Source organism: Robiginitalea biformata HTCC2501 (genome assembly GCF_000024125.1).
GTDB lineage: Bacteria > Bacteroidota > Bacteroidia > Flavobacteriales > Flavobacteriaceae > Robiginitalea > Robiginitalea biformata.
In genome coordinates this window covers 2,451,702-2,473,933 of record NC_013222.1, presented here as the reverse complement: position 1 = coordinate 2,473,933, position 22,232 = coordinate 2,451,702, and the positions used below count along the sequence as shown (strand labels likewise).

The following is a 22,232-nucleotide window of genomic DNA, read 5'->3' as shown; positions in this document are numbered from 1 at the left end:
TTTTCGCGCAAATATACAGGGAACGACTGGTAATGCGAATGAATCCGTACTTTTAAGGCCTGCATTCGGCTTCATGAACTACCTGGCCCATATTTACCTTTCCTTCGGGGACGATGAGCTCGCCCTCGGCAATTTCATCGCAGACAGCATCCGCGGCAGGAAGTACAAAGACTACCCGGAACGGGTCGGGCAGGGGATCCTGCTGCACCGGGCCATCGATACGTTTACCGATGCCCATCCGACCACCCGGCGCAGCAGCAAACGCCTGCACAAGCGGTACAGCCATTACAGCCGGGTGATTGTGGATATCTACTACGACCATTTCCTGGCCCGGGACTGGGAGCGCTATTCGGATACCCCCCTTACGGAATTTGCGGACAATTTCTACGCACTCCTGGAGGAGAATTTTGACTGGTTGCCCGTAAACATCCAGCGACTCTACCCCTATATGGTGGCTGACAACTGGCTCGTGAATTACGCGAGCATGGAGGGGATTGCCCGCGTATTGCAGGGGATGAACCGCAGGACCAACAACAAATCCGGGATGGACCAGGCCATAGACGACCTGGGCTGGCACTACGAGGCTTTCCGGGAAGAATTCCATTCGTTTTTTGGGGAATTGATTATCTTTTCCCGCAATAAAATAGCATCCTTTTGAGACTGACCTTTATCCCTCCTACCCGGACAGTCCTCCGGGCATTTCTTATTTGTTTCCTGATACTTGGAACTGCGGGTTGCCGCAAGGCACCGCCAGAACCCACGGGCCTGGTGGCCGAGAAGGCCATGGTGGTTTCGGCACGGGCGGAAGCCTCCCGGATCGGCGTTGAAATCCTTCAGAAAGGCGGGAATGCCTTTGACGCGATGATCGCCACGGAGATGGCCCTTACCGTGGCCTACCCCTTTGCAGGGAGCCTGGGGGGAGGCGGCTTTATGGTATACCGCCTGGCCGACGGGACCACCGGCAGCATCGACTACCGGGAAAAAGCGCCCCTGGCCGCCACGGCGGATATGTACCTGGACTCCCTGGGAAACCCGGACCCGGCCAAAAGCCGGATGGGCGCCACAGCTGTCGGGGTGCCGGGCGCCATTGCCGGGATATTTGAGGTACACGAGCGTTTCGGGACCCTGCCGATGGATACCCTCCTGGCGCCGGCCATCGAACTTGCGCGCAAGGGTGTGGTGGTGACCGAGAATCAGGCGCGGCGCCTGGAACGGGTACGGGCCGATATGATCGCGGTCAACGGCGACAGCATCCTGTTCGCCAACCATTGCCGTCCCGGGGACACCTTGCGGTATGCTGCCCTGGCGGAGACCCTGGAGCGCATTGCCCGGAACGGGCGGGACGAATTTTACAAGGGGGAGACCGCACGTATTCTGGCGGCCTTTATCCAGGAGGCCGGCGGTTATATCACGGAAGAAGATTTGGCGCGCTACCAGGCCAAGTGGCGCGACCCGGTGGAATTCACCTACAAGGATCTGAAAATCATCTCTATGGCTCCGCCCAGCAGTGGCGGGGTCACCATGAACCAGATCCTGAAAATGATCGAACCCTACGACCTGTCCGGGATGGGCATGCACTCAGCCCGCAGCATCCAGTTGTTTACCGAGGCGGCCCGGCGCGCCTATGCCGACAGGAATTATTACCTGGGCGACCCGGACTTCGTAGACATCCCCCTGGATACGCTTCTCAGTGAGGACTACCTGCGGGGACGGATGGCCAGTTTCAGTTTCGATGCAGCCACCCCCTCCTCGGAAATCGCGGAAGGGGAACTCGCGGCCTATGAGAGTATGGAAACCACCCACTATTCCATTGTCGACGCCTCCGGGAATTCCGTTTCCGCCACTGTTACTCTCAACGGGGCTTATGGTTCCAAACTTTACTGTGCGCCCCTCGGGTTTTTCCTCAACAATGAAATGGACGATTTCAGTGCGAAACCGGGGGTCCCCAATATGTTTGGCCTGATCGGGGCGGAAGCCAACAGCATTGCGCCCGAAAAGCGGATGCTCAGCAGCATGACCCCCACCCTGGTGGAAAGGGACGGGAAACTCTGGATGTCTGTGGGGACCCCGGGGGGGTCTACCATCATTACGGCCGTTGCCCAGACCATCCTGAATGTCTATGAATTTGGACTGAGTATGCAGCAGTCCGTGGATGCCCCTCGGTTCCACCACCAATGGCTCCCTGACCTGCTGGTATTTGAACCGGAAGGCTTCCCTGAAAGCCTGAAGGACAGCCTCAGGGCACGGGGTTACATCCTGAATGAGGACTACACCCCGATTATCGGAAAAGTAGATGGGATCCGGGTCCTGCCGGACGGTCGTCTGGAAGGGGGTGCGGACCACAGGGGTGATGATACGGCGGTAGGGTTCTGAATGACAAAACCGGGAGGTAGCTAAGAAAAGGCGGGAAACGGGTAACCCACCGAAAATAAAAATACCGTAGGAACAATACCCTGGCCAGGTTGTGCCGGGTAGGTTTTTTTAAGCAGCCCTTGAACTACTCAGGCCCTGGCGAGTTTCTGTTTGAGCTCATCCATGGATTCCTGCAATTGGCGCAGCAGCCCGGTCTCGGTGGTGGCATCCACCCCGAAGGTGATCTTGCTGCTCACTTCCCAGACTTCCTGCAACTGGGACTCGGAGATTTCGTAGGGCGCATAGGATTCGTTGAGGGAAATCAGCCGGAATCGTCCGGTCCCCGGTAATTTTTCCACCTTCTTTACAAGTACGGCATCCTCCAGCACAATGACATAGATCCGGTTCGGGCTAACTTCTTTCCAGTCCGAAACCGCGCGGGCCAGTACCCAGTCCCCGGGTCGCAGGTTCGGGAGCATACTGTCCCCTTCCACCTGGAACCCCCGGTAGGTGGCATTCCGGAATTGCGGGATGGGCAGGTCAAAGGCAGGCAACCGGCGGAACCAGCTGCTGTCCTGGATATTCTGCGGGTAGCCTGCGGCCGCCTTGGCGTTGACCAGGACCATGTTTTCCCTGTCGGCGGAATCCACGGTAACCACCTTGGGCATTACATTGACCGAAGCGGGTTCCAGGTATTGCCGTTCACTCGAACCGAATAGCCAAAGCGGGTTGATTTTAAACTGCCTCAGCAACTCGGAAACCACCATGCCGGACAATTTGGTCCTGCCCCGTTCGATATCGGCGGTGGTGCTGGGTATCCCCAGCAATTCCGCAAATTCCGCCTGGGTGTACCCCAATTGCCGCCGGACTTCCGTAAACCGCCTGGTGCTGATTTCCTGTTCCATATGTTCCTGTATATGGCCGCTCTTTACGGCCCGTTTCCTTTCAAAGATACATTATCTGGAATATTTCCAAAATATTTTTCGGATTTATTCCATATTTCGGAATATTTACATATTTTTGGAATATATCCCAATTATAAATGGATTCCTTCCCAGAAGGATTGTTAAGGAATCACTGAATACAAAGCAAATGGAAACAGGCAGTTGTTTGATTTACGACGGAACATTCGAAGGGTTTATGACCGCAGTGGCAACCGGATTGGAAAAACAGCTCCAGGTTGCCCGGATAACTGCAAAACCCGTGCCCCAGGGCGGGTTATTTGTCAGCGAACGGCAAATCGCTCCCAACAGACAGCTTGCAAAGGCCTTTTGGGACGCCATCGGCAACAGGGGTTCCGGCTTGCAGCGGCTGGTTTATTTTGCCTTCCTGGCTGCCGGAGATGGGAAGGAATTGGCCATCTTCAATTATTTAAAATGTCTGCTGCAGCAGGAAGGCGAAACGGAACAGCAATGCGAAGCGGAACAGCACAGCCGTTTGGCAATTCGCAACCGTCTCGAGGCCTGGGCGTCACAGGTAGAAGGGGAAAAACTCGCTATTGAATCCAGCCTGGCTTTTAATCACAGTGCTTCCGGGGTCCCCTGTGGAATAATCGCCCCCCGCCACGACGTGCTCCCCCTGCTCTCCCGCTATTTCAGGCTGCGCTTCGGCAATTCCCCCTGGATCGTCTTTGACTCCAGGCGGCAATATGGGTTGAAAAGCGAGAATGGCACAGTTGCTGTCATCCGGCACTGCCCCGGCGTGCGGGACGCGATTCTACGGGGGCCGCAGACGGAATCGCACCTCGTGGGGTCCTCCCCCCAAAGGGCCTATCGCCCCGCCGTATAAGGCTTTACCTGGCGCGTTCCCCGACGAACTGGTCGCTCTGGGATTTGAACAGCACATTAAACGTCGTCAGGCTCCCATAGATCCGGGTGATGTATTGCTGCAGGTCTACTTTATCTGAATCGTCCAGGCCTTTATGGGAATTAATCCGTTGTTCCATTACGCGCAAGCGGTCGCGCACCATAACGATTTTATGAAAGAAGGTATCGATAGGCAATTCCTTGGCCGACAGGTTCGCATCCCCCGGCTTCAGGGTCAATGTCCCCCCTTTCCATTTGTCGGCAATCGGCACGAGGCTGGTGGCATCGCTCCAGCGACGCAGGATTCCGATCAGACTGGTTTCCACATCCGTGAAACTCACCGTATCCACGTCGTCGTGGAGGGCTTCGATCACTTCGAATTCGGAATCGATAGGGATTGTCTCCAGGCCGGAGTCCAAAAAGGAAACCCAATAGTGCCGCGAACTCACATTGACGACAACGCCTTTGCCGTGTTCTTCGTGGTCGATTCTTGAACCTATTCCGAGTAATTGCATTGTTCTGAATTTTAGATGCGTGCTAAATTAGCAGAGTACCGGGAATAAGCAAAACACAGGGCATACCTGCTTCGGATTTCGCGCGTAAAATCGTACTTTTGCAACCTTTCAGAAACTAAATGGCAGAAACGGAAGAAACGATTGATGTACAGGGTGCCCGGACGCACAATCTCAAGGATATCGACGTACAGATTCCCAGGGAAAAGCTGGTGGTGATTACCGGCCTTTCGGGTAGCGGAAAATCCTCCCTGGCATTCGATACCATATACGCTGAAGGTCAACGACGGTACATCGAGACGTTTTCCGCTTATGCCCGGCAATTCCTCGGCAGTCTGGAACGGCCGGATGTCGATAAAATCGACGGTCTTTCGCCGGTCATTGCCATTGAGCAAAAAACAACCTCCCGATCCCCCCGGTCTACTGTGGGGACAATCACGGAGGTATACGATTTCCTCCGGCTCCTGTTTGCCCGGGCTTCGGATGCCTACAGCTATCATACCGGCAAAAAGATGGTCAGCTATACGGACCGGCAAATCCGCGACCTGATCGTCAGTGATTTTGAAGGGAAGCGAATCACTGTGCTCGCCCCGGTGATCCGGTCGCGCAAAGGGCACTACCGGGAACTATTTGAGCAAATCGCCAAACAGGGTTTCGTGAAAGTACGGGTAGATGGGGAGATTCGCGACCTGGAGAAAGGCATGAAGGTAGACCGGTACAAGACCCACGATATTGAAATCGTGGTAGACCGCCTGCAGGCGGCCTCAGATGCGGAAACGGCAGGCAGGCTGGACGAGAGTATCCGCACGGCCCTTTATGCCGGGGACGGCGTGATGATGGTCCTGGAAGCGGAAAGCGATCAGCCCCGGTATTTTAGCAGGGACCTCATGTGCCCGGAAACGGGTATTTCCTACCCTGTACCCGAACCGAATACCTTTTCCTTTAATTCACCCAAGGGGATGTGCCCCGAATGCAACGGCCTGGGGCATGTCTATGAGGCAAACCGGAAGAAAATCATCCCGGACGCCTCCCAATCCATCAAGGGCGGCGGTCTGGCGCCCCTGGGCACTTATAAAAAATCCTGGGCCTTCAAGCAGCTCGAGACGATTGCCCTGCGATACGGCTTTGACCTGGGCGACCCGATTGAAAAAATCCCGGACGAGGCCCTGGAGGTGATCCTCCACGGCGGGAACGAACGCTTTGAGGTGGACAGCAAAACACTGGGTGTGCGCCGGCAATACAAGATCGAATACGAGGGGATTGCCCATTTTATCGTCAACCAGTACCGGGACAGCGATTCCACCAGCATCAAACGGTGGGCCCGGGATTATATGGACAAGGTGTCCTGTCCGGACTGCGGGGGTGCCCGCCTCCGGAAGGAATCCCTGTATTTCCGGGTAGACGGCAGGAATATCGCCGAACTCGCCCAAATGGATATCGGCCAACTCGCTGCTTTTTTCCGGGATCTCAGGGAGCGGCTCAAGGGCGACCAGTTGCAGATTGCCGGGGAGATTATCAAGGAGATCAACACCCGCCTGGGCTTCTTGCTGGACGTGGGCCTGGAATACCTCTCGCTCAACCGGGGTTCGAAAACCCTCTCGGGGGGCGAGGCACAGCGGATACGCCTCGCCACGCAAATCGGTTCCCAACTGGTGGGGGTCCTCTATATCCTGGACGAACCCAGTATCGGGTTGCACCAGCGCGACAACAACCGTCTGATCAATTCCCTGAAAGCGCTGCGCGACCTCGGGAATTCGGTGATCGTGGTGGAGCACGACAAGGACATGATTGAGAAGGCCGACCACGTCATCGACATCGGCCCCATGGCCGGAAAACACGGGGGCGAGATCATTTCGGAAGGTCCCCCGGAAACGCTGCGGCTTCACGACACGCTTACCGCGGCCTATTTGAACGGGAGCCGCGAAATCCCGGTGCCGGCCAAACGCCGGAAAGGCAACGGGAAGGAGATTGTCCTCAGTGGGTGTACGGGACACAACCTCAAAGGGGTCACGGCCGTATTCCCGCTGGGGAAGATGATCGGGGTTACCGGCGTGTCCGGCAGCGGTAAATCCACCCTGGTCAACGAGACGCTCTACCCGATTATGAACGCGCATTATTTCAACGGGGTCAAACGCCCCATGCCGTACGAAAAAATCGAAGGCCTTGAGCACGCGGACAAGGTAATCGATATCAACCAGGCGCCCATCGGGCGGACGCCCCGGTCCAACCCGGCCACCTATACGGGGGTGTTCAGCGAGATCCGGGCGCTTTTTGCCAAAACCACGGAAGCCTCCATCCGGGGGTATAAGCCCGGACGGTTCAGTTTCAACGTCAAGGGTGGCCGGTGTGAGACCTGCCAGGGCGGCGGCCTCCGGGTCATCGAAATGAACTTCCTCCCGGACGTGTATGTGGAATGCGAAAGCTGTTACGGCAAGCGGTTCAACCGGGAAACCCTGGAGATCCGCTACAAGGGAAAATCCATTGCGGACGTACTGGAAATGACCATTGACGAAGCGGTGACATTCTTTGAGCATATCCCGAAGATCTACCGGAAGCTAAAGACCATCCAGGATGTGGGGCTCGGGTACATATCCCTGGGCCAGCAATCCACCACCTTGTCCGGAGGGGAGGCCCAGCGGGTGAAACTCGCCACGGAGTTGTCCAAACGGGATACGGGAAATACGTTCTATATTCTGGACGAACCTACCACCGGCCTGCATTTTGAAGATATCCGGGTGTTGATGGAAGTGCTCAACCGGCTGGTAGACAAGGGAAACACCGTCCTGGTTATCGAGCACAACCTGGACGTGATCAAAATGGTGGACCACATCATCGACGTGGGTTACGAAGGCGGCCGAGGCGGGGGGGAGATTGTTGCAACCGGCACCCCGGAGGCCGTCAGTAAGGACCCCAAAAGCCATACGGCCCGGTATTTGAAACGGGAATTGTTCCCGGACCGCCAATTGGCATCCCAAACGCAGGAGGAACAATAAGGTCCTGCCTGTCAGACGTTATACAAACATGAGAAAAGAAAAACACACAAAAGGCTGGAACGAAATCAAGACCAACGACTCCTGGGCGATCTTCAAGATCATGGGGGAATTCGTCAACGGGTATGAAAAGCTCAGCGTGATCGGCCCGTGCGTCAGCATCTTCGGTTCGGCCCGGACCCAGCCCGACCACCCCTATTATCAGGAGGCCGTGGATACTGCCCGCAAACTCTCAGAAGCGGGTTACGGGATTATCACCGGCGGGGGGCCGGGGATCATGGAGGCCGGGAACCGGGGCGCCAACGAAGCTGGGGGCACTTCCGTGGGCCTGAACATCGACCTGCCCTTTGAACAACACGACAATCCCTATATCGATCCGGATAAAAGCCTGGACTTTGATTACTTTTTTGTCCGCAAGGTGATGTTTGTAAAGTATTCCCAGGGATTTGTGGTCATGCCGGGCGGGTTCGGCACCCTGGACGAGCTCTTTGAGGCGATGACCCTGATCCAGACAGAAAAAATTGGGCGTTTCCCCATTGTGCTCTTCGGCACAAAATTCTGGGGCGGTTTGCTCGACTGGATCAAGGGTACGATGCTGGAGGCCGGCAACATCAGCCCCACGGACCTGGACCTGATCCAGTTGGTGGATACCCCGGAGGAGGTTGTGGAAATTATCGACGGCTTTTATAAAGGGCACATGCTCAGCCCAAACTTCTGATTGGATGTATACGCGGATCCTTTTTGCCAACCGGGGAATACTTCCCCTGCTCCTCCTGCTCATGGCCGGTTGCCTGCATCCGGCAGCAGCCCAGCACCGGAACACCATCCGCGCCAACCTGGTGGAAGACACCCACCTGATCGAAATCCAACAGGAATTCACCTATGTCAACCAGTCGGCCGATTCCCTGCCCAGCCTCTTCTTCAACGACTGGAACCACGCCTATTCGGATAAGAGTACTGCCCTGGCGGAGCGGTTTGCCGAGGAATTCAAAAAATCGCTCCACCTGGCCAAAAGGGAAGACCGGGGTGAAACGGAAATCCTGACCGTTGTGGACGAGGTGTACCGCGGGCTCAACTGGAACCGCCTGCCGGGCAAAGACCTCGTGGAGTTCCGTCTCGGGCAGCCTCTGGCCCCCGGCGATTCCACCCGCCTGTTTATCACCTACACGGTAAAGCTACCGCCGAACCGATATACCCCTTACGGCTATGGGCCGGACGGAAGCTATTACCTCAGGGACTGGTACCTGACCCCGGCCGTATACGACGGCACCTGGCACCTCTACAACAACAAGAACCTGGAGGACCTCTATACGGACATCGCCGATACGCGCATCGATTTTACCTTCCCGGATTCCCTGTACCTGGGGACCAATTTTGTCGACATCAACCTGAGCCAGTTCCCGGAACGGCAGGTGGCCACCCTGAGGGGCAGCCAGCGGAAAAGCTGCGACATCATCCTGAACCACCACAAGCCCTTTAAAAAGCATGTGACCCCGTTCCTCTTTGTTGTTACGGATATCGAATCCCAGAAATACCCGGAAATGCTGCAGGGCATTTCCATCGACCGCATCACCCGCTTCATCCACCAAAACCTCGGGGATTTTCCCTATGAACAATTGCTGGTGAGCGAAACGGATTTCAACAAGAACCCGCTGTACGGCCTCAACCAGTTGCCTTCCTTTATCCGCCCATACGAGGAACAATTCCAGTTTGAGATGAAATTCCTCAAGACGGCCCTGGGCAGCTACATGCGGGAAACCCTCTTCCTGGACCCGAGGAAGGACAAATGGGTAAGCGATGCCATTGTCAATTACCTGATGATCCGGTTTGTGGAGGAGTTTTACCCGGACCAGAAACTGCTGGGCAAGATTTCCAACTGGTGGCTCGTGCGGAACTTCCACCTGGCACAGATGGATTTCAACGACCAGTATTCCCTCCTGTATATGCTGATGGCCCGCAGCAACCGGGACCAGGCCCTGGCCACCCCGAATGACTCCCTGATCAAGTTCAACCAAAAGATCGGGAACACCTATAAAGCCGGGCTGGGCCTCGCCTATCTGGCCGATTACATGGGGGAGGAACCCGTACAAAAAGCCATTAAGGACTTCTGGAACGAACACAAATTGGAACGGGTAACCCCCTCGGACTTCCGGGAGTCCGTGGAAAAATACGCCACGCACGATATCGACTGGTTTTTTGACACGTATGTCACCACGAGCAAGCAGATCGATTTTAAGATCCACCGGGTGGAACAGACCGGGGATTCCCTGTCGGTAACGCTGAAAAACAAAACGGGCACCGAAGTGCCGATTTCGCTCTTCGGGATAGCGGAGGATTCGGTAGTCTCCAAATACTGGTTCGACGGGTTCAGCGGCGCGCGGACTGTACAGATTCCCCAAAGCGGGGAGGAACGGCTCGTACTCAATTACGACCAGAATATCCCGGAATTCAACCAACGGGATAACTGGAAATCCCTCGGTGGGTTTTTCTCCGGGAACAAAAAACTGAAATTCCAGTTTTTCAAGGATTCCGAGAACCCCTATTACAACCAGGTTTTCTATATGCCTGTGGCGAACTACAATTTTTACGACGGGCTTACCCCGGGCATCCGGCTGACCAACAAAACCCTCTTGCAGCGGCCTTTTGTATTCGATTTCGCCCCTACCTACGCCATGAAGGAGCAGGCCCTGGTGGGTTACGGGCGGTTTACCTACCGGCACTATCACGGCAAAAGCGGGTTTTACGTCACCAACTACGCCATTTCCGGGTCTACCTCGCATTTCCAGGTAAATTCCCGGTATTCCACCCTGACCCCCTCTATCAGTTTTGGCTGGCGGCCTGCCGACCTGATCTCCAATGAGCGGTCCAGCCTGTTGCTCCGGTACGTGAACGTTTTCCGGACCATCGACCCGGCCCTGGGCGACCTGGAAACCGACCCGGACTACAGCGTGCTCAACCTTCGCTACAACCACCTGGAAAACGGCATCATCAACTACTTTTCCTGGTTTGCGGACGCCCAGCATTCCGCAGATTTCACCAAGCTCTCCTTCGATATGGAATACCGCAAACTCCTGGAGAGCAACCGGCAGATCAACCTGCGCTTTTTCGCAGGGGTATTCCTGCGAAATAAAACGGAATCGGATTTTTTCAGCTTTGCCCTGGACCGGCCCACGGACTATCTCTTCGACTACAACTATCTGGGTCGGTCCGAGGACACGGGTATTTTCAGCCAGCAGATCATTATCGCCGAAGGCGGGTTCAAATCTAAATTGCAGCAGCCTTTTGCAAATAGTTGGATGCTGACGGGAAATGCGAGTTTCAACCTCTGGCGGTGGATCGAGGTATACGGGGATATGGGATTTCTGGGCAACCAGGGGGATTCTGCCCGGTTTGTCTACGACGCCGGGGTTCGCCTGAACCTGGTAACGGATTATTTTGAATTATACTTCCCCTTCTACTCAAACAACGGGTGGGAAATTGCCCAGCCCGACTACGATACGCGCATCCGGTTTATCATTACCATCAGCCCGAGGACACTGACCGGCCTCTTTACGCGGAAATGGTTTTAAATTAAGGATTTCTTAATTTTTCCAATTATTATTGAATCTTCTGCAACGGATTTTAATTATTGGGAGAATTTGTTGAAAAATCTATAATGAAAAACTAGAGATCACATTGCAAATTTACCGCGGCTTTGGTATTTTTGCGGGAAATACGTCCCCAGATATGAAAGTTGAGCTAGACCCGGAAAAGGACATTTCCTACAAAGATTTCAAAGAGCAAATACTGCAGGACTATCGAACGGCCGTACTGAGCCGCGAATGCAGTATACTCGGGCGGCGGGAAGTCCTTACCGGCAAGGCAAAATTCGGCATCTTCGGGGATGGCAAGGAATTGCCGCAACTCGCCATGGCGCGCGCCTACCGCAACGGGGATTTCCGCAGCGGCTACTACCGCGACCAGACCTTTATGATGGCCCTGGGCCTGTTGACCCCCAAGGATTTTTTCCACGGGCTGTATGCCACCACGGACATTTCCCTGGAACCGATGAGCGCCGGCAGGCAAATGGGCGGGCATTTCGGCACCTACAGCCTCAATGAGGACGGGAGCTGGAAAGACCTGACGGCCCAGCCAAACAGCAGCCCGGACATCTCCCCCACCGCGGCCCAGATGCCGCGCCTCCTGGGCCTGGCACAAGCCTCCAAGATTTACAGGAACCTGGAATCCGTCCCTTCCGACGGGTTTTCCAACCAGGGGAACGAGGTGGCCTGGGGCACCATCGGGAACGCCTCCACCAGCGAAGGTCATTTTTTTGAAACCATCAATGCCGCCGGGGTCCTCCAGGTGCCGATGATCGTCAGCGTCTGGGACGATGCCTACGGAATTTCCGTACCCGCCGAGTACCAGACCACCAAGGAAGATATTTCGGAAATCCTCAAGGGTTTCCAGCGCACCGAAACAGCGCCCGGCTATGAAATCTTCAAGGTGCAGGGATGGGATTACACCGCCCTGATCCACACCTATGAAAATGCCGCGGACATCGCCCGGGAGAACCATGTCCCCGTCCTGATTCACGTCACGGAGCTCACCCAGCCCCAGGGGCATTCCACCTCCGGCTCCCACGAGCGCTACAAATCGGACGAGCGGCTGAAATGGGAGAAAAAACACGATTGCAACACGCGCTTCCGGGAGTGGATCCTGGAAAACCGCATTGTTTCGGAAGAGGAATTAAGCGACCTGGAAAAGGCTGTGAAAAAGGAGGTGCGAAGCGCCAAGAAAGACGCCTGGGCGGAATTCCTCCAACCGCACCGGGAACAGAAAAAGGAATTGGTGGGGCTGCTGGAAGCGGCTGCCTCCGCCAGTCCCAACCGCCGTTTTATCGAGCGGCTCAAGAACGACCTGATAGCCGTGGAGGAGCCCCTGAAACGCGACCTGATTACCCGGGCGCGCAAGGCCGTCCGCTATCTGATCGGGGAGGATCACGACGCCCGCCGGCAATTGCTGGCCTGGATCAAACGGTTTAAGGAGGAGACCCAGCCCCTTTTCAGTTCCCACCTCTATTCCGAATTGCCCGGGAAGGCCACGGAAATCCCGGAAGTAAAACCCGCGTATCCGGAGAATCCGGAACAGGCGGACGGGCGGGTTATCCTGCGGGATAATTTTGACGCCTTGTTCAGCAAATATCCGGAGGCGCTTATTTTCGGCGAGGACAGCGGGGCCATCGGCGATGTCAACCAGGGCCTGGAAGGCTTGCAGAAAAAATACGGGCCGCTGCGCGTGGCCGACACGGGCATCCGGGAAACCACCATCATCGGGCAGGGCATCGGCCTGGCGCTCCGCGGGCTGCGTCCCATTGCGGAAATCCAGTACCTGGACTACCTGCTCTACTGCCTGCAAACGCTCAGCGACGACCTGGCCACCCTGCTCTACCGGACCGTCGGAAAACAAAAAGCCCCACTGATCGTAAGGACGCGGGGCCACCGCCTGGAAGGCATCTGGCACTCCGGGTCGCAGATGGGCGGGATAATCCACCTGCTCCGGGGGATGTACATCCTGGTTCCCCGCGACATGACCCGCGCGGCCGGGTTTTACAACACGCTGATGAAGAGCGACGAACCCGCTCTGATCATCGAAAGCCTGAACGGGTACCGCCTCAAAGAAGACATCCCGACCAACCTGGGGGAGATTTGCACCCCAATCGGCCGGGTGGAAACCCTCCGGGAAGGTTCGGACATCACCCTGGTATCCTATGGCTCCACGTTACGCGTGGTAATGCAGGCGGCCCGGGAACTCCTGGAGGTGGGGATTTCCGCCGAGGTGATCGACGCCCAGTCACTCCTGCCATTCGACCTGGACCACCAGGTTGTGGAGAGCCTCAAAAAGACAGGCCGGCTCCTGGTGGTGGACGAAGACGTACCCGGGGGCTGCGCGGCCTACCTGATGCAGGAGATCGTCGAAAATCAGGGGGGCTACCGCTACCTGGATTCCGCCCCGCAGACGCTGACGGCCCAGCCCCACCGCCCGGCTTACGCCAGCGACGGGGACTATTTTTCCAAGCCGAATACGGAAGACGTTTTCGAGAAAGTCTACGCCATCATGCACGAGGCTTCCCCGGAGGATTTTCCGGAACTGATGTAGCCTGCCCGCAATTTGTTCGGTTCAATCCGTTCGGACAGTACCCGCAATTAGCAAGAAAATAACCCGCGAAGCCTTCCTGCCCGGCGGGTTGTTCTTTTTCCCTTGCCGCTTATTGTCCCTTCATAGAACCGGCTTTTTGCTCCAGCCCGAAGGGGTAGTAATTCTAAACTTTACACTGTAAAGACTAGTGGTAACCACGTGCCAATATCAATTTTTAATCTCCACTTCCGTCTGCTTTAACGCCGGAGTCTTCGGGTTCCCGTCCGCATCGATCTCGATGATCTGGTCAAAGCCCAGGCCATCGAGTTTTTCGACGATCTTGGCCCTGTCCCCTACCATAAACCAGTTGACATCCGCCGGGCGGACCACCGTGTTGCTTACCGAACGCACGTCGTCCAGGCTCAGGTTTCGCACGTTGGCGTCGTATTGCTGGTAGTAGTCGTCCGGTAAATCATAGCGGACCATATTGGCCACGGATCCCGCAACGGCCGCGTTGGTCTCCCATTGTCCCGGGAGTTTAAGCACTTCGTTGGTCTTGACTTTTTCCAGTTCCGCCGCCGTGGCAGGCCGCGTACTGACGAATTCGGACAACTCCTTCCGGATCTCAGACACGGATTCGGCCGTCTTGTCGGTCTGAACGGGTGCATACACAATAAAAGGGCGTTCGTTCCGGGCCCCCAGGACAAAGCCGCCGGCCCCGTACGACCAGTGTTTGTCCTCCCGCAAATTCATATTGATGCGCGAGGTAAAATCCCCGCCCAGGATGCTCACCATCTGGCCGAGGGCCACCTCCGGCAGGTCCCCGTACTTCTCCGTCAGGTTGCCGGCAATTATTACGGACTGCTGGGATTCCGGCCGGTCCATCAGGTACAGCGTATTCTTGGTCCCCGTTTTGGGCTCCGGAAAGGAGATCTCGGGTACCTGGCCGCGTCGCCATTTGCCCAGGCTTTTCTCCAGCATCGGCCGGAGTTCTGCCATGGATACATCCCCGGTAACCACCAGGGTAGCATTGTTGGGCTTGATCCAGGTGTCGTAGAATTCCCTGGCATCTTCCCGGGTCAGTGCAGCCACGGTAGATTCATACCCGGTCCCGGTATAGGGGTTGCTGTAGGGATGGCCCTCCCCGTACAGGAATTTGTTCATCACCCGGAGCGCCATGGCCACGGGTTGCGACTTTTCGCTTTTGATATCGTTGATCTGTTCGGTTTGCAGCCGGTTGAATTCCTTTTGGGGGAAGGCCGGGTTGAGCAATACATCCGCAAAGACCTCCAGGCTCCCTTGCAGGGTGGGCTTCAGGGTATTCATATACACGTTGGAAATGTCCTGGTTCGAACCCGTCGATAAACTGGCCCCCAGAAGTTGCAGCTTCTCGCTAATCTCCAGGGAGTTCATGTTTTCAGTCCCCTCGTCCATCAGGTTCATGGCCAGGGAAGCCGTACCCGGGCTGGAACGGAAGTCCGTCTTGTACCCGGCGTCGAACAGCATATTCATCACAATGGTGGGCACCCCGCTGCGCTGCGCGAGCACGATTTTCAGGCCGTTTGACAGCTCGGCCCGTTGCAATTCAGGGAACCGGGAGGATTTGGGTGGCCCCAGGGGTGGCAGTTGGCTGCGGTCCGCACCAGAGTCGGCTACCTCGTATTCCGGGAAGGGTTCGCAGACCAAAATATGCTTGCCCTTGCTGAGCCATTTTTTAGCCGTCGCCTGCACATCCGCCACGGTGGCCTCCTCCACGTACTGCAGGACCTTCTTGTAGTAGGAGGCATCCCCGAAATAGGTTTGGTTGGAAGCCAGGATATCCGAGACCCCGCCAAACCCGCCAATCCGCTCCATCCCCTTGATGAAACCGGCAAAATAATCCGCCTTGACGCGGACGAGCTCCTCCTGCGTAGGGCCTTCTTCCATCAGGCGGGAGATCTCCTCCCACATCACCTGTTGCACCTGTTCCCGGTCTCCCCCGGGTTTTACATTCGCCAGGGCGATAAAATTGCTCGCGAGTTCCTTGGACCATTCAAATGCCGCTACCGAGCTGGCAATCTGGTCCTCATATACCAGGCGCTTGTACAGCCGGGAGTTTTTGCCGTTGGATAGAATGGCTGCGATCAGGTCGAAGTGGATGTCTTCCCGGTCCCCGAACGGGGGGGTATTCCAGGCAAAGAGCACCCGGGTTTCGGGCACCCGGTCCTGGTAAACCTGGTAGGAGTCGTACGGGTGAAGCGGGATGTTCACCTCCTGGCGCTCGATGGTCGGCCCCGAGGGGATATCCCCGAAGTACCGCATCACCTTCTGGCGGACTTCCTCCGGCTCCACGTCCCCCGCGATGGCGATCACCGCATTGGCCGGGCCGTAATAAGATTTGAACCATTCCTGCACATCCTCCAGGGAGGCGGCATTCAGGTCCTCCATCTCCCCGATGACCGTCCAGGAATAGGGGTGGCCCTTAGGGAACATCGCTTTGGTGAGGTAGTCCCACTGCATGCCGTAGGGCTGGTTTTCGCCCTGCCGCTTTTCGTTCTGTACCACGCCACGTTGTTCATCCAGGCGCTCCTGGTCGATGGCCCCCAAAAGGTGGCCCATCCGGTCCGACTCCAAAAAGAGGACCTGGTCCAGGGCGCTCACCGGGACATTCTGGAAATAATTTGTGCGGTCGTTGCTGGTGGTGCCATTCAGGTCGGTCCCCCCGATACTTTCCAGGGCCTGGAAATAGTCCTGGTTGTAATTCTCGCTCCCATTGAACATCAGGTGTTCAAAAAGGTGGGCGAAGCCGCTTTTTCCGGGCTTCTCGTTCTTGGACCCCACATGGTACCACACATTGACGGCTACTATGGGCGCCTTGTGGTCTTCATAGACCAGCAGGGTGAGCCCGTTGGGCAGGACAAACTTCTCATAGGGGATTTCGATATCCGCAGCCCGGAACTGGAAATCCTGGGCGCCCGTCAGCTGTGACAACAGGCAGAAAAGCAGGAGGTGTAACGTTTTTTTCATGGTTCTCGTTTTTTGATTGTGAATAGAACTCTTAAATATAGGGATTCCCCGGGGTGCTGCCGCAGCTTGCGATAAAATTCCCAGGAGAAGCACGGCAAATGCAGCCGGTATTTTTTAGCTATTTTGGCAACTATACCACATTCCCCGCCCATGAAACCCCTGTTTCGCGAAATTGAACGACGTTTCGGAATTGTCCCCCGCTCTGCCACACCGCTGGAAGGCTATGAGGATCGCACCTACTTGCTTGAATCTGCCCGGGGGCGATGGGTGCTGAAGGAACACACGGCACGGCCCGGCCTGGGAACCCGCCTGGACCTGGAAGCCCGCATGATGGAGCACTTCCGGGAAGGATCCGGGTTTGCCTTCCCGAATCAGTTGCGCTCGGGTAGCGGGGAAACGCATTTTATGTTTGACGGGAAATCCTATCGCATCCTGGAATACCTGGAGGGTGCGTTTATGGCGGAATCGCAACAGGATGGCCCGCTGCTGGAAAGCCTGGGTCGCCTCCTGGGGGAAATGGCCAATTTATCCGCTTCCTTTGGCCCGGTTGCCACCTCACCCGAACCTTCCGCCTGGGACCTGCAACACCTGGGCCTCAGCCTGCCGTATATCCAGGAGATAGCCGACATTAACCTTCAATCCCGGGTCGCCTATATGGTACAGCAATACGAGGCTGAAGTAACCCCAAAGGCCTACCGCCTCCGGCGCGGCCTGATCCATAACGATGCGAATGACTGGAATATCCTGGTCCGCGACGGCCGGGTAACCGGCCTGATCGATTTTGGGGACGCCTGCCATTCCTGGCTCGCCGCAGACCTGGCTGTGGGGCTTACCTATGCCCTGATGGCTGCGGAAGACCCCCTGCAGGCCGCTGAACCCATTCTCCGATCCTATTGCAGCGTCTTCCCTCTGGAAGAACTTGAGGCCGACCTGCTGTATTATCTTATCGGCGGCCGGCTGTGTATGAGCCTCTGTCAGGCCGCTCACGCCGCGAAGATCCGTCCGGATTCGGGGTATATCACCATCAGCCAGGAGCCGGCTCAGCGCTTGCTAAGGAAATGGATCCGTCTGGGTCCGCGGGCGGCCAGTCGCGCATTTCGCCGGGCAGCCGGACTGGAAGTAACAGCATCTCCCACAGCGGAGGCCTACCAGAAGCGTCGATCCGGGTTGCTGAGTCCTTCCCTGAGCCTGAGCTATGACACGCCAATTGTCATGGAGCGGGCCGCTTTTCAGTATATGTTTGCAGGGGATGGCACTACCTATCTGGATGCCTACAACAACATCATCCAGGTAGGCCACTGCCACCCGGAGGTAGTGGGGCGTACGCGGGATGCCCTGCGCAAACTCAACACGAATACCCGGTACCATTACGACAGCCTCCTGGATTATGCGGAAACCCTGCTGGGATACTTTCCCCCTCCCCTCTCCCGGGTGTTCCTGGTAAATTCCGGCAGTGCAGCCACCGACCTGGCCCTTCGCCTGGCCCGGGCCTTTACCGGCCGCCAACGGGTGGTGGCCCTTGAACACGGGTACCACGGGAATACCGCAGCTGCCATTGCCATCAGCCCCTACAAGCACCGCCCGGGGGACAAGCACCCCCAGACCACCATCTGCCCGATGCCCAAAGTCTTCGGGTCGGGATGGGCAGACGACGGGACGGCAGGCAGGCAATTCAGCGGGCCCTGCCTGGACCGAATCCGGGATGAAGCGGAAGCGCCGGCCGCCTTTATCGCGGAACCCATCATGGGTTGCGGGGGGCAGGTACCACTTCCCAAGGGGTATCTCGAGGCCATCTACCCGGCCATCCGTGCCCGGGGCGGGCTTTGCATCAGCGATGAGGTACAGGTGGGCTTCGGCCGGCTGGGCAACAGTTTTTTGGGGTTTCAAAAATACGGGGTGGTCCCCGACCTGGTTATCCTGGGCAAACCCATGGGCAACGGGCATCCGCTGGGAGCCGTGGTCTGTACGCCGGAAATTGCGGATGCTTTTGCCAACGGCCCGGAATTTTTCAGCTCCTTCGGGGGCAACCCGGTTTCCTGCGCGGCCGGAAAAGCCGTACTGGACGTCATCCGCCATGAGGGGCTGCAAGCCCATGCTGCCAAAACCGGCAACTACCTGATGGAAGGGCTCCGCTCATTGGGTAAATTGTACCCGAACCTTGCAGACGTCCGTGGCGAAGGCCTGTTCGTCGGGGCTGAGCTGGTGGACGGTGAAGGAAACCCCGCCACGTCCCTGGCGGCCCGGGTAAAAAACGCCCTGAAGGAAAAGCGCGTCCTGGTGGGTACGGACGGCCCCCACGACAATGTGTTGAAAATCAAGCCGCCATTGCCCTTCGACACCGGGAATTGTGATGAGTTGATCGAAAAATTGGGGGCGATCCTGGCAATTCAGAATAATTCTAAGTAATTATTAATACTTTAGTAACAAATCTGAAATTACCTATGAAAAGTTCCCTGAAAAGTGATCTCGGCCTGCTGGTTCTCCGCGTGGCAGGTGCAGGAATGCTTATGACCCATGGAATCCCTAAGATCAGCCGGCTTTTCGGAGAAGGGGAAATACAGTTTGGCGACCCGATCGGGATCGGGGCCGGCCCCTCCCTCTTCCTGATTACGTTCGCTGAGGTAGTCTGCGCCATCCTGGTACTGATCGGGCTGAAAGCCCGCTGGGCGGCCATCCCGATTGTTATCGGCATGTTGGTTGCAGCGCTCATCGCCCACGCGGCGGATCCCTTTGGGCGCAAGGAGCTGCCCCTGCTCTATGCTGCCGTCTTCCTGGCCATCTTCCTTATGGGCCCGGGCCGGTTCAGCCTCGACCGCCGTTAATCAGACAATCTTATAGAGCAATTCCTGCAACAGGTCCCGGTGGGACATGGATGCAGACCCCACCCCTTTGCCCTTCAGGTCCATTTCCCGCAAGGCACCGATAATCCGGCTCACGGACTTCATCGGGTAGTTCCGGGCGGCAGTTTTATATTCCCCAACGAAATACGGGTTAATCCGCAGCGCACTGGCAACGTTCTTGGGGCTGTGGTCCGAGAGCCCATGATATTGCAGCAACTGGGAGAAAAAAGTATGCAGCAGGGCTACGGTCAGCACAAACGGGTTTTCTTTCGGGTTTTGAGAAAAGTAGGCGATAATCCGGGTAGCCTTGGGGATATCCCTGCCTGCAATCGCTTTTTTCAATTCAAAATTGTTGAAATCCTTGCTGATCCCGATGTGCTCCTCAACCGTCTCCGGGGTAATCTCCGCCCCCTTGGGCAAAACGAGTTTCAGTTTGTCCAGTTCGTTCGATATCCGGCTCAGGTCGGTCCCCATGTATTCCACCAGCAGGGCAGACGCCTTATGCGAAATCCGGTAGTCCGACCCGAGCAAAACGCGGCGGATCCAGTCCGCCACCTGGTTCTCGTAAAGTTTCTTGCTCTCAAAAACCACTGATTCTCCCTTGCGCAGAGTCTTGATGAGTTTCTTTCGCCTGTCGAGGGTCTTGTATTTATAGCAGATCACCAGGATGGTGGAAGGCTGGGGGTTGGCAGCGTACTCCGCGAGTTGTTCGATGGTCCGGCTCAGGTGCTGCGCTTCGCGCACAATGACCACCTGGTATTCGGCCATCATCGGGTAGCGTTTGGCGTGGCCTACAATTTCGTCCACTCCGGTGTCCTTCCCGTAAAGGACGGTTTGGTTGAATCCCCGCTCCTCTTCGGTCAGTACATTCTCCCCGATAAATTCCGAGATGCGGTCTATGTAATAAGGCTCGTCTCCCATCAGGAAATAGACGGGCGCCAGCTTTCCGTTGCGGATATCCCCGATCAGGGCTTTAACTTCCTCCATTTGAATTTTTAATGCAATTTTGCACCATGGTGGAACTGGAATTTCCCAAGTACCCCCTTCGCTTCAAAAGTAGGGAAAATAAGCGCCTGGTCTTTGACTTTGTCCGCAAAAAGTACGTGCTCCTCCAGCCGGAGGAATGGGTCCGCCAGCATTGCCTGCACTACCTGGTAAAAGACAAGGGTTATCCGGCCGGCCGGATGCTGGTGGAAAGGGAATTGCTGGTGAGCGGCCTGCGCAAACGGGTGGATATAGCCGTCTGCAACCCGCAGGGGGAAATCGATCTGCTGGTGGAGTGCAAAGCGCCTTCCGTGGCCATTACCCAGGAGGTGTTCGACCAGATTGCCCGCTACAATATGCGGGCAAAAGCGCGATACCTGATGGTTACCAACGGGTTGCTGCATATTTTCTGCCGGATGGATTACGACAGCCAACAGTACGTTTACCTCAGGGAGCTCCCCCCTTACTCGCCCCCCGGGAATACCTGAGGATACCGTTTTTTTTAGTTACTTTGTCAGCTTTGAATTTCAGCGGCCTGCCGCTGACCCAAGCAGCCAATTCGGAATGCAGTCAATAGCCGTAATTATCCTGAACTGGAATGGCCGGAATCTCCTGGAGCGCTTCCTGCCCTCCGTGCTGGCCCATAGCGGGGATGCCGTCATATACGTGGCTGATAACGCTTCCAATGACGCGTCCGTGGCCTTCCTGGAGGAGGAATACCCGGAAATCCGCGTAATCCGCAATCCGGTGAACGGCGGTTTTGCCTCCGGGTACAACATGGCACTCGGGGAGGTAGAAGAAGATATCTATTGCCTGCTGAATTCCGACGTGGAAGTGACGCCGGGCTGGCTGGATCCTGTCCGGGAACTCTTTGCCTCCAACCCGGAGGCGGGGATTATCCAACCCAAGATCAAGGACCTGATGCGGCCGGATTATTTTGAATACGCCGGGGCAGCCGGGGGCTTCCTGGACCTGTTCGGGTATCCTTTTTGCCGGGGCCGCATTTTCCAGAGCCTGGAGAAAGACCAGGGGCAGTATAACGATACGCGGGAAATATTCTGGGCCACCGGGGCCTGCATGTTTATCCGGAAAAGCGTTTTCCGGGACCTGGGCGGATTTGACCCGGACTATTTTGCCCACCAGGAGGAAGTGGACCTGTGCTGGAGGGCTCAGAACCGGGGATACCGGGTCTATTATTGCGGGGGTTCCGAGGTATACCACATGGGAGGTTCTACGCTGAACAATATGGACCCCCGGAAAACCTACCTGAATTTCCGGAATTCCCTATTCTCCATTACCAAGAACCTGCCCCGGAAGAAGGCATTCCCCATTATCCTGGCCCGCCTGCTGCTAGACGGGGTGGCCGCCCTGCGGTTTGTCTTTCAGTGGAAAGGTTTGCACGCCTGGTCCGTTTTACGGGCACATGCCAGTTATTACCGCCAATTTCCGCGGATGATCCGCAAGCGGGAAAAGGTCCGGTTTGTCCAAAAATACCACGCCGCAACATCCATAGTCTGGTCTTATTACGTACATCATGTAAAGGATTTTAACAATTTAGTAAAAGATTAACGGATACGGCCTAACGCCGCATTTGCTTTTATATAATTTTGTTTCGACTTTTTAACC

The 22,232-nt window shown here is 56.3% G+C and carries 15 protein-coding genes; 11 read left to right on the top strand and 4 right to left on the bottom strand.

Going from position 1 to position 22,232, the window contains the following annotated elements; all coding sequences use genetic code 11:
- Positions 1-73 precede the first annotated feature (73 nt).
- A complete protein-coding gene (locus RB2501_RS10935; RefSeq protein WP_015754879.1) occupies positions 74-658 on the top strand; it encodes an acyl carrier protein phosphodiesterase in 585 nt (194 codons plus the stop codon).
- Positions 655-2,373 carry a gamma-glutamyltransferase gene (gene ggt / locus RB2501_RS10930; RefSeq protein ID WP_015754878.1) on the top strand — a complete coding sequence of 573 codons (1,719 nt, stop codon included), beginning with the start codon at positions 655-657 and terminating at the stop codon, positions 2,371-2,373. The genes RB2501_RS10935 and ggt overlap by 4 nt, the downstream gene beginning before the upstream one ends.
- Before the next feature lie 128 nt (positions 2,374-2,501).
- On the opposite strand, the gene RB2501_RS10925 is transcribed toward ggt, so the two are convergent.
- Complete coding sequence (locus RB2501_RS10925) at positions 2,502-3,257, bottom strand: XRE family transcriptional regulator (RefSeq protein ID WP_015754877.1); 756 nt, start codon at positions 3,255-3,257, stop codon at positions 2,502-2,504.
- 187 nt (positions 3,258-3,444) lie between these two features.
- On the opposite strand from RB2501_RS10925, the gene RB2501_RS10920 reads away from it, so the two are divergent.
- A complete protein-coding gene (locus tag RB2501_RS10920; RefSeq protein ID WP_148214355.1) occupies positions 3,445-4,140 on the top strand; it encodes a DUF4130 domain-containing protein in 696 nt (231 codons plus the stop codon).
- A gap of 4 nt (positions 4,141-4,144) precedes the next feature.
- Here the strand turns inward: RB2501_RS10920 and RB2501_RS10915 are convergent, their stop codons facing one another.
- Positions 4,145-4,672: a hypothetical protein gene (locus RB2501_RS10915; RefSeq protein ID WP_015754875.1), complete on the bottom strand. Its 528-nt coding sequence runs from the start codon at positions 4,670-4,672 to the stop codon at positions 4,145-4,147.
- A gap of 119 nt (positions 4,673-4,791) precedes the next feature.
- On the opposite strand from RB2501_RS10915, the gene uvrA reads away from it, so the two are divergent.
- From uvrA to RB2501_RS10895, 4 genes are all read left to right on the top strand, one after another.
- Positions 4,792-7,662 (top strand): excinuclease ABC subunit UvrA, encoded by a 2,871-nt coding sequence (gene uvrA, locus RB2501_RS10910; protein WP_015754874.1) that lies wholly within the window; start codon positions 4,792-4,794, stop codon positions 7,660-7,662.
- 28 nt (positions 7,663-7,690) lie between these two features.
- On the top strand, positions 7,691-8,377 hold the full coding sequence (locus tag RB2501_RS10905) for an LOG family protein (protein ID WP_015754873.1): 687 nt from the start codon (positions 7,691-7,693) through the stop codon (positions 8,375-8,377).
- Between the two features lie 4 nt (positions 8,378-8,381).
- Positions 8,382-11,228: a gluzincin family metallopeptidase gene (locus RB2501_RS10900; protein ID WP_015754872.1), complete on the top strand. Its 2,847-nt coding sequence runs from the start codon at positions 8,382-8,384 to the stop codon at positions 11,226-11,228.
- Between the two features lie 157 nt (positions 11,229-11,385).
- Positions 11,386-13,797 (top strand): alpha-ketoacid dehydrogenase subunit alpha/beta, encoded by a 2,412-nt coding sequence (locus tag RB2501_RS10895; protein WP_015754871.1) that lies wholly within the window; start codon positions 11,386-11,388, stop codon positions 13,795-13,797.
- 207 nt (positions 13,798-14,004) lie between these two features.
- Here RB2501_RS10895 and RB2501_RS10890 read toward each other — a convergent pair whose 3' ends face one another.
- A complete protein-coding gene (locus RB2501_RS10890) occupies positions 14,005-16,782 on the bottom strand; it encodes a M16 family metallopeptidase (protein WP_015754870.1) in 2,778 nt (925 codons plus the stop codon).
- A gap of 150 nt (positions 16,783-16,932) precedes the next feature.
- Here RB2501_RS10890 and RB2501_RS10885 point away from each other — a divergent pair, with 150 nt between their 5' ends.
- Positions 16,933-19,188, top strand: coding sequence for an aminotransferase class III-fold pyridoxal phosphate-dependent enzyme (locus RB2501_RS10885; protein WP_015754869.1), 2,256 nt, complete (start codon positions 16,933-16,935; stop codon positions 19,186-19,188).
- A gap of 35 nt (positions 19,189-19,223) precedes the next feature.
- On the top strand, positions 19,224-19,604 hold the full coding sequence (locus RB2501_RS10880) for a DoxX family protein (RefSeq protein ID WP_015754868.1): 381 nt from the start codon (positions 19,224-19,226) through the stop codon (positions 19,602-19,604).
- Here RB2501_RS10880 and holA read toward each other — a convergent pair whose 3' ends face one another.
- Positions 19,605-20,609, bottom strand: coding sequence for a DNA polymerase III subunit delta (gene holA, locus RB2501_RS10875; protein ID WP_015754867.1), 1,005 nt, complete (start codon positions 20,607-20,609; stop codon positions 19,605-19,607).
- A 26-nt stretch (positions 20,610-20,635) separates the two neighbouring features.
- Between holA and RB2501_RS10870 the strand changes: the two genes are divergently transcribed.
- Both RB2501_RS10870 and RB2501_RS10865 read left to right on the top strand, forming a co-directional pair.
- Positions 20,636-21,094 carry a type I restriction enzyme HsdR N-terminal domain-containing protein gene (locus tag RB2501_RS10870; RefSeq protein WP_041327769.1) on the top strand — a complete coding sequence of 153 codons (459 nt, stop codon included), beginning with the start codon at positions 20,636-20,638 and terminating at the stop codon, positions 21,092-21,094.
- A 76-nt stretch (positions 21,095-21,170) separates the two neighbouring features.
- Positions 21,171-22,175 carry a glycosyltransferase family 2 protein gene (locus RB2501_RS10865; protein WP_015754865.1) on the top strand — a complete coding sequence of 335 codons (1,005 nt, stop codon included), beginning with the start codon at positions 21,171-21,173 and terminating at the stop codon, positions 22,173-22,175.
- Positions 22,176-22,232: the final 57 nt, after the last annotated feature.

Excerpts from the sequence above, each read along its gene's own strand:
- RB2501_RS10935 (WP_015754879.1), top strand. The coding sequence starts at position 74 with ATGAACTACCTGGCCCATATTTACCTTTCCTTCGGGGACGATGAGCTC.
- RB2501_RS10925 (WP_015754877.1), bottom strand. The coding sequence starts at position 3,257 with ATGGAACAGGAAATCAGCACCAGGCGGTTTACGGAAGTCCGGCGGCAA.
- RB2501_RS10920 (WP_148214355.1), top strand. The coding sequence starts at position 3,445 with ATGGAAACAGGCAGTTGTTTGATTTACGACGGAACATTCGAAGGGTTT.
- RB2501_RS10915 (WP_015754875.1), bottom strand. The coding sequence starts at position 4,672 with ATGCAATTACTCGGAATAGGTTCAAGAATCGACCACGAAGAACACGGC.
- uvrA (WP_015754874.1), top strand. The coding sequence starts at position 4,792 with ATGGCAGAAACGGAAGAAACGATTGATGTACAGGGTGCCCGGACGCAC.
- RB2501_RS10905 (WP_015754873.1), top strand. The coding sequence starts at position 7,691 with ATGAGAAAAGAAAAACACACAAAAGGCTGGAACGAAATCAAGACCAAC.
- RB2501_RS10900 (WP_015754872.1), top strand. The coding sequence starts at position 8,382 with ATGTATACGCGGATCCTTTTTGCCAACCGGGGAATACTTCCCCTGCTC.
- RB2501_RS10895 (WP_015754871.1), top strand. The coding sequence starts at position 11,386 with ATGAAAGTTGAGCTAGACCCGGAAAAGGACATTTCCTACAAAGATTTC.
- RB2501_RS10890 (WP_015754870.1), bottom strand. The coding sequence starts at position 16,782 with ATGAAAAAAACGTTACACCTCCTGCTTTTCTGCCTGTTGTCACAGCTG.
- RB2501_RS10885 (WP_015754869.1), top strand. The coding sequence starts at position 16,933 with ATGAAACCCCTGTTTCGCGAAATTGAACGACGTTTCGGAATTGTCCCC.
- RB2501_RS10880 (WP_015754868.1), top strand. The coding sequence starts at position 19,224 with ATGAAAAGTTCCCTGAAAAGTGATCTCGGCCTGCTGGTTCTCCGCGTG.
- holA (WP_015754867.1), bottom strand. The coding sequence starts at position 20,609 with ATGGAGGAAGTTAAAGCCCTGATCGGGGATATCCGCAACGGAAAGCTG.
- RB2501_RS10870 (WP_041327769.1), top strand. The coding sequence starts at position 20,636 with ATGGTGGAACTGGAATTTCCCAAGTACCCCCTTCGCTTCAAAAGTAGG.
- RB2501_RS10865 (WP_015754865.1), top strand. The coding sequence starts at position 21,171 with ATGCAGTCAATAGCCGTAATTATCCTGAACTGGAATGGCCGGAATCTC.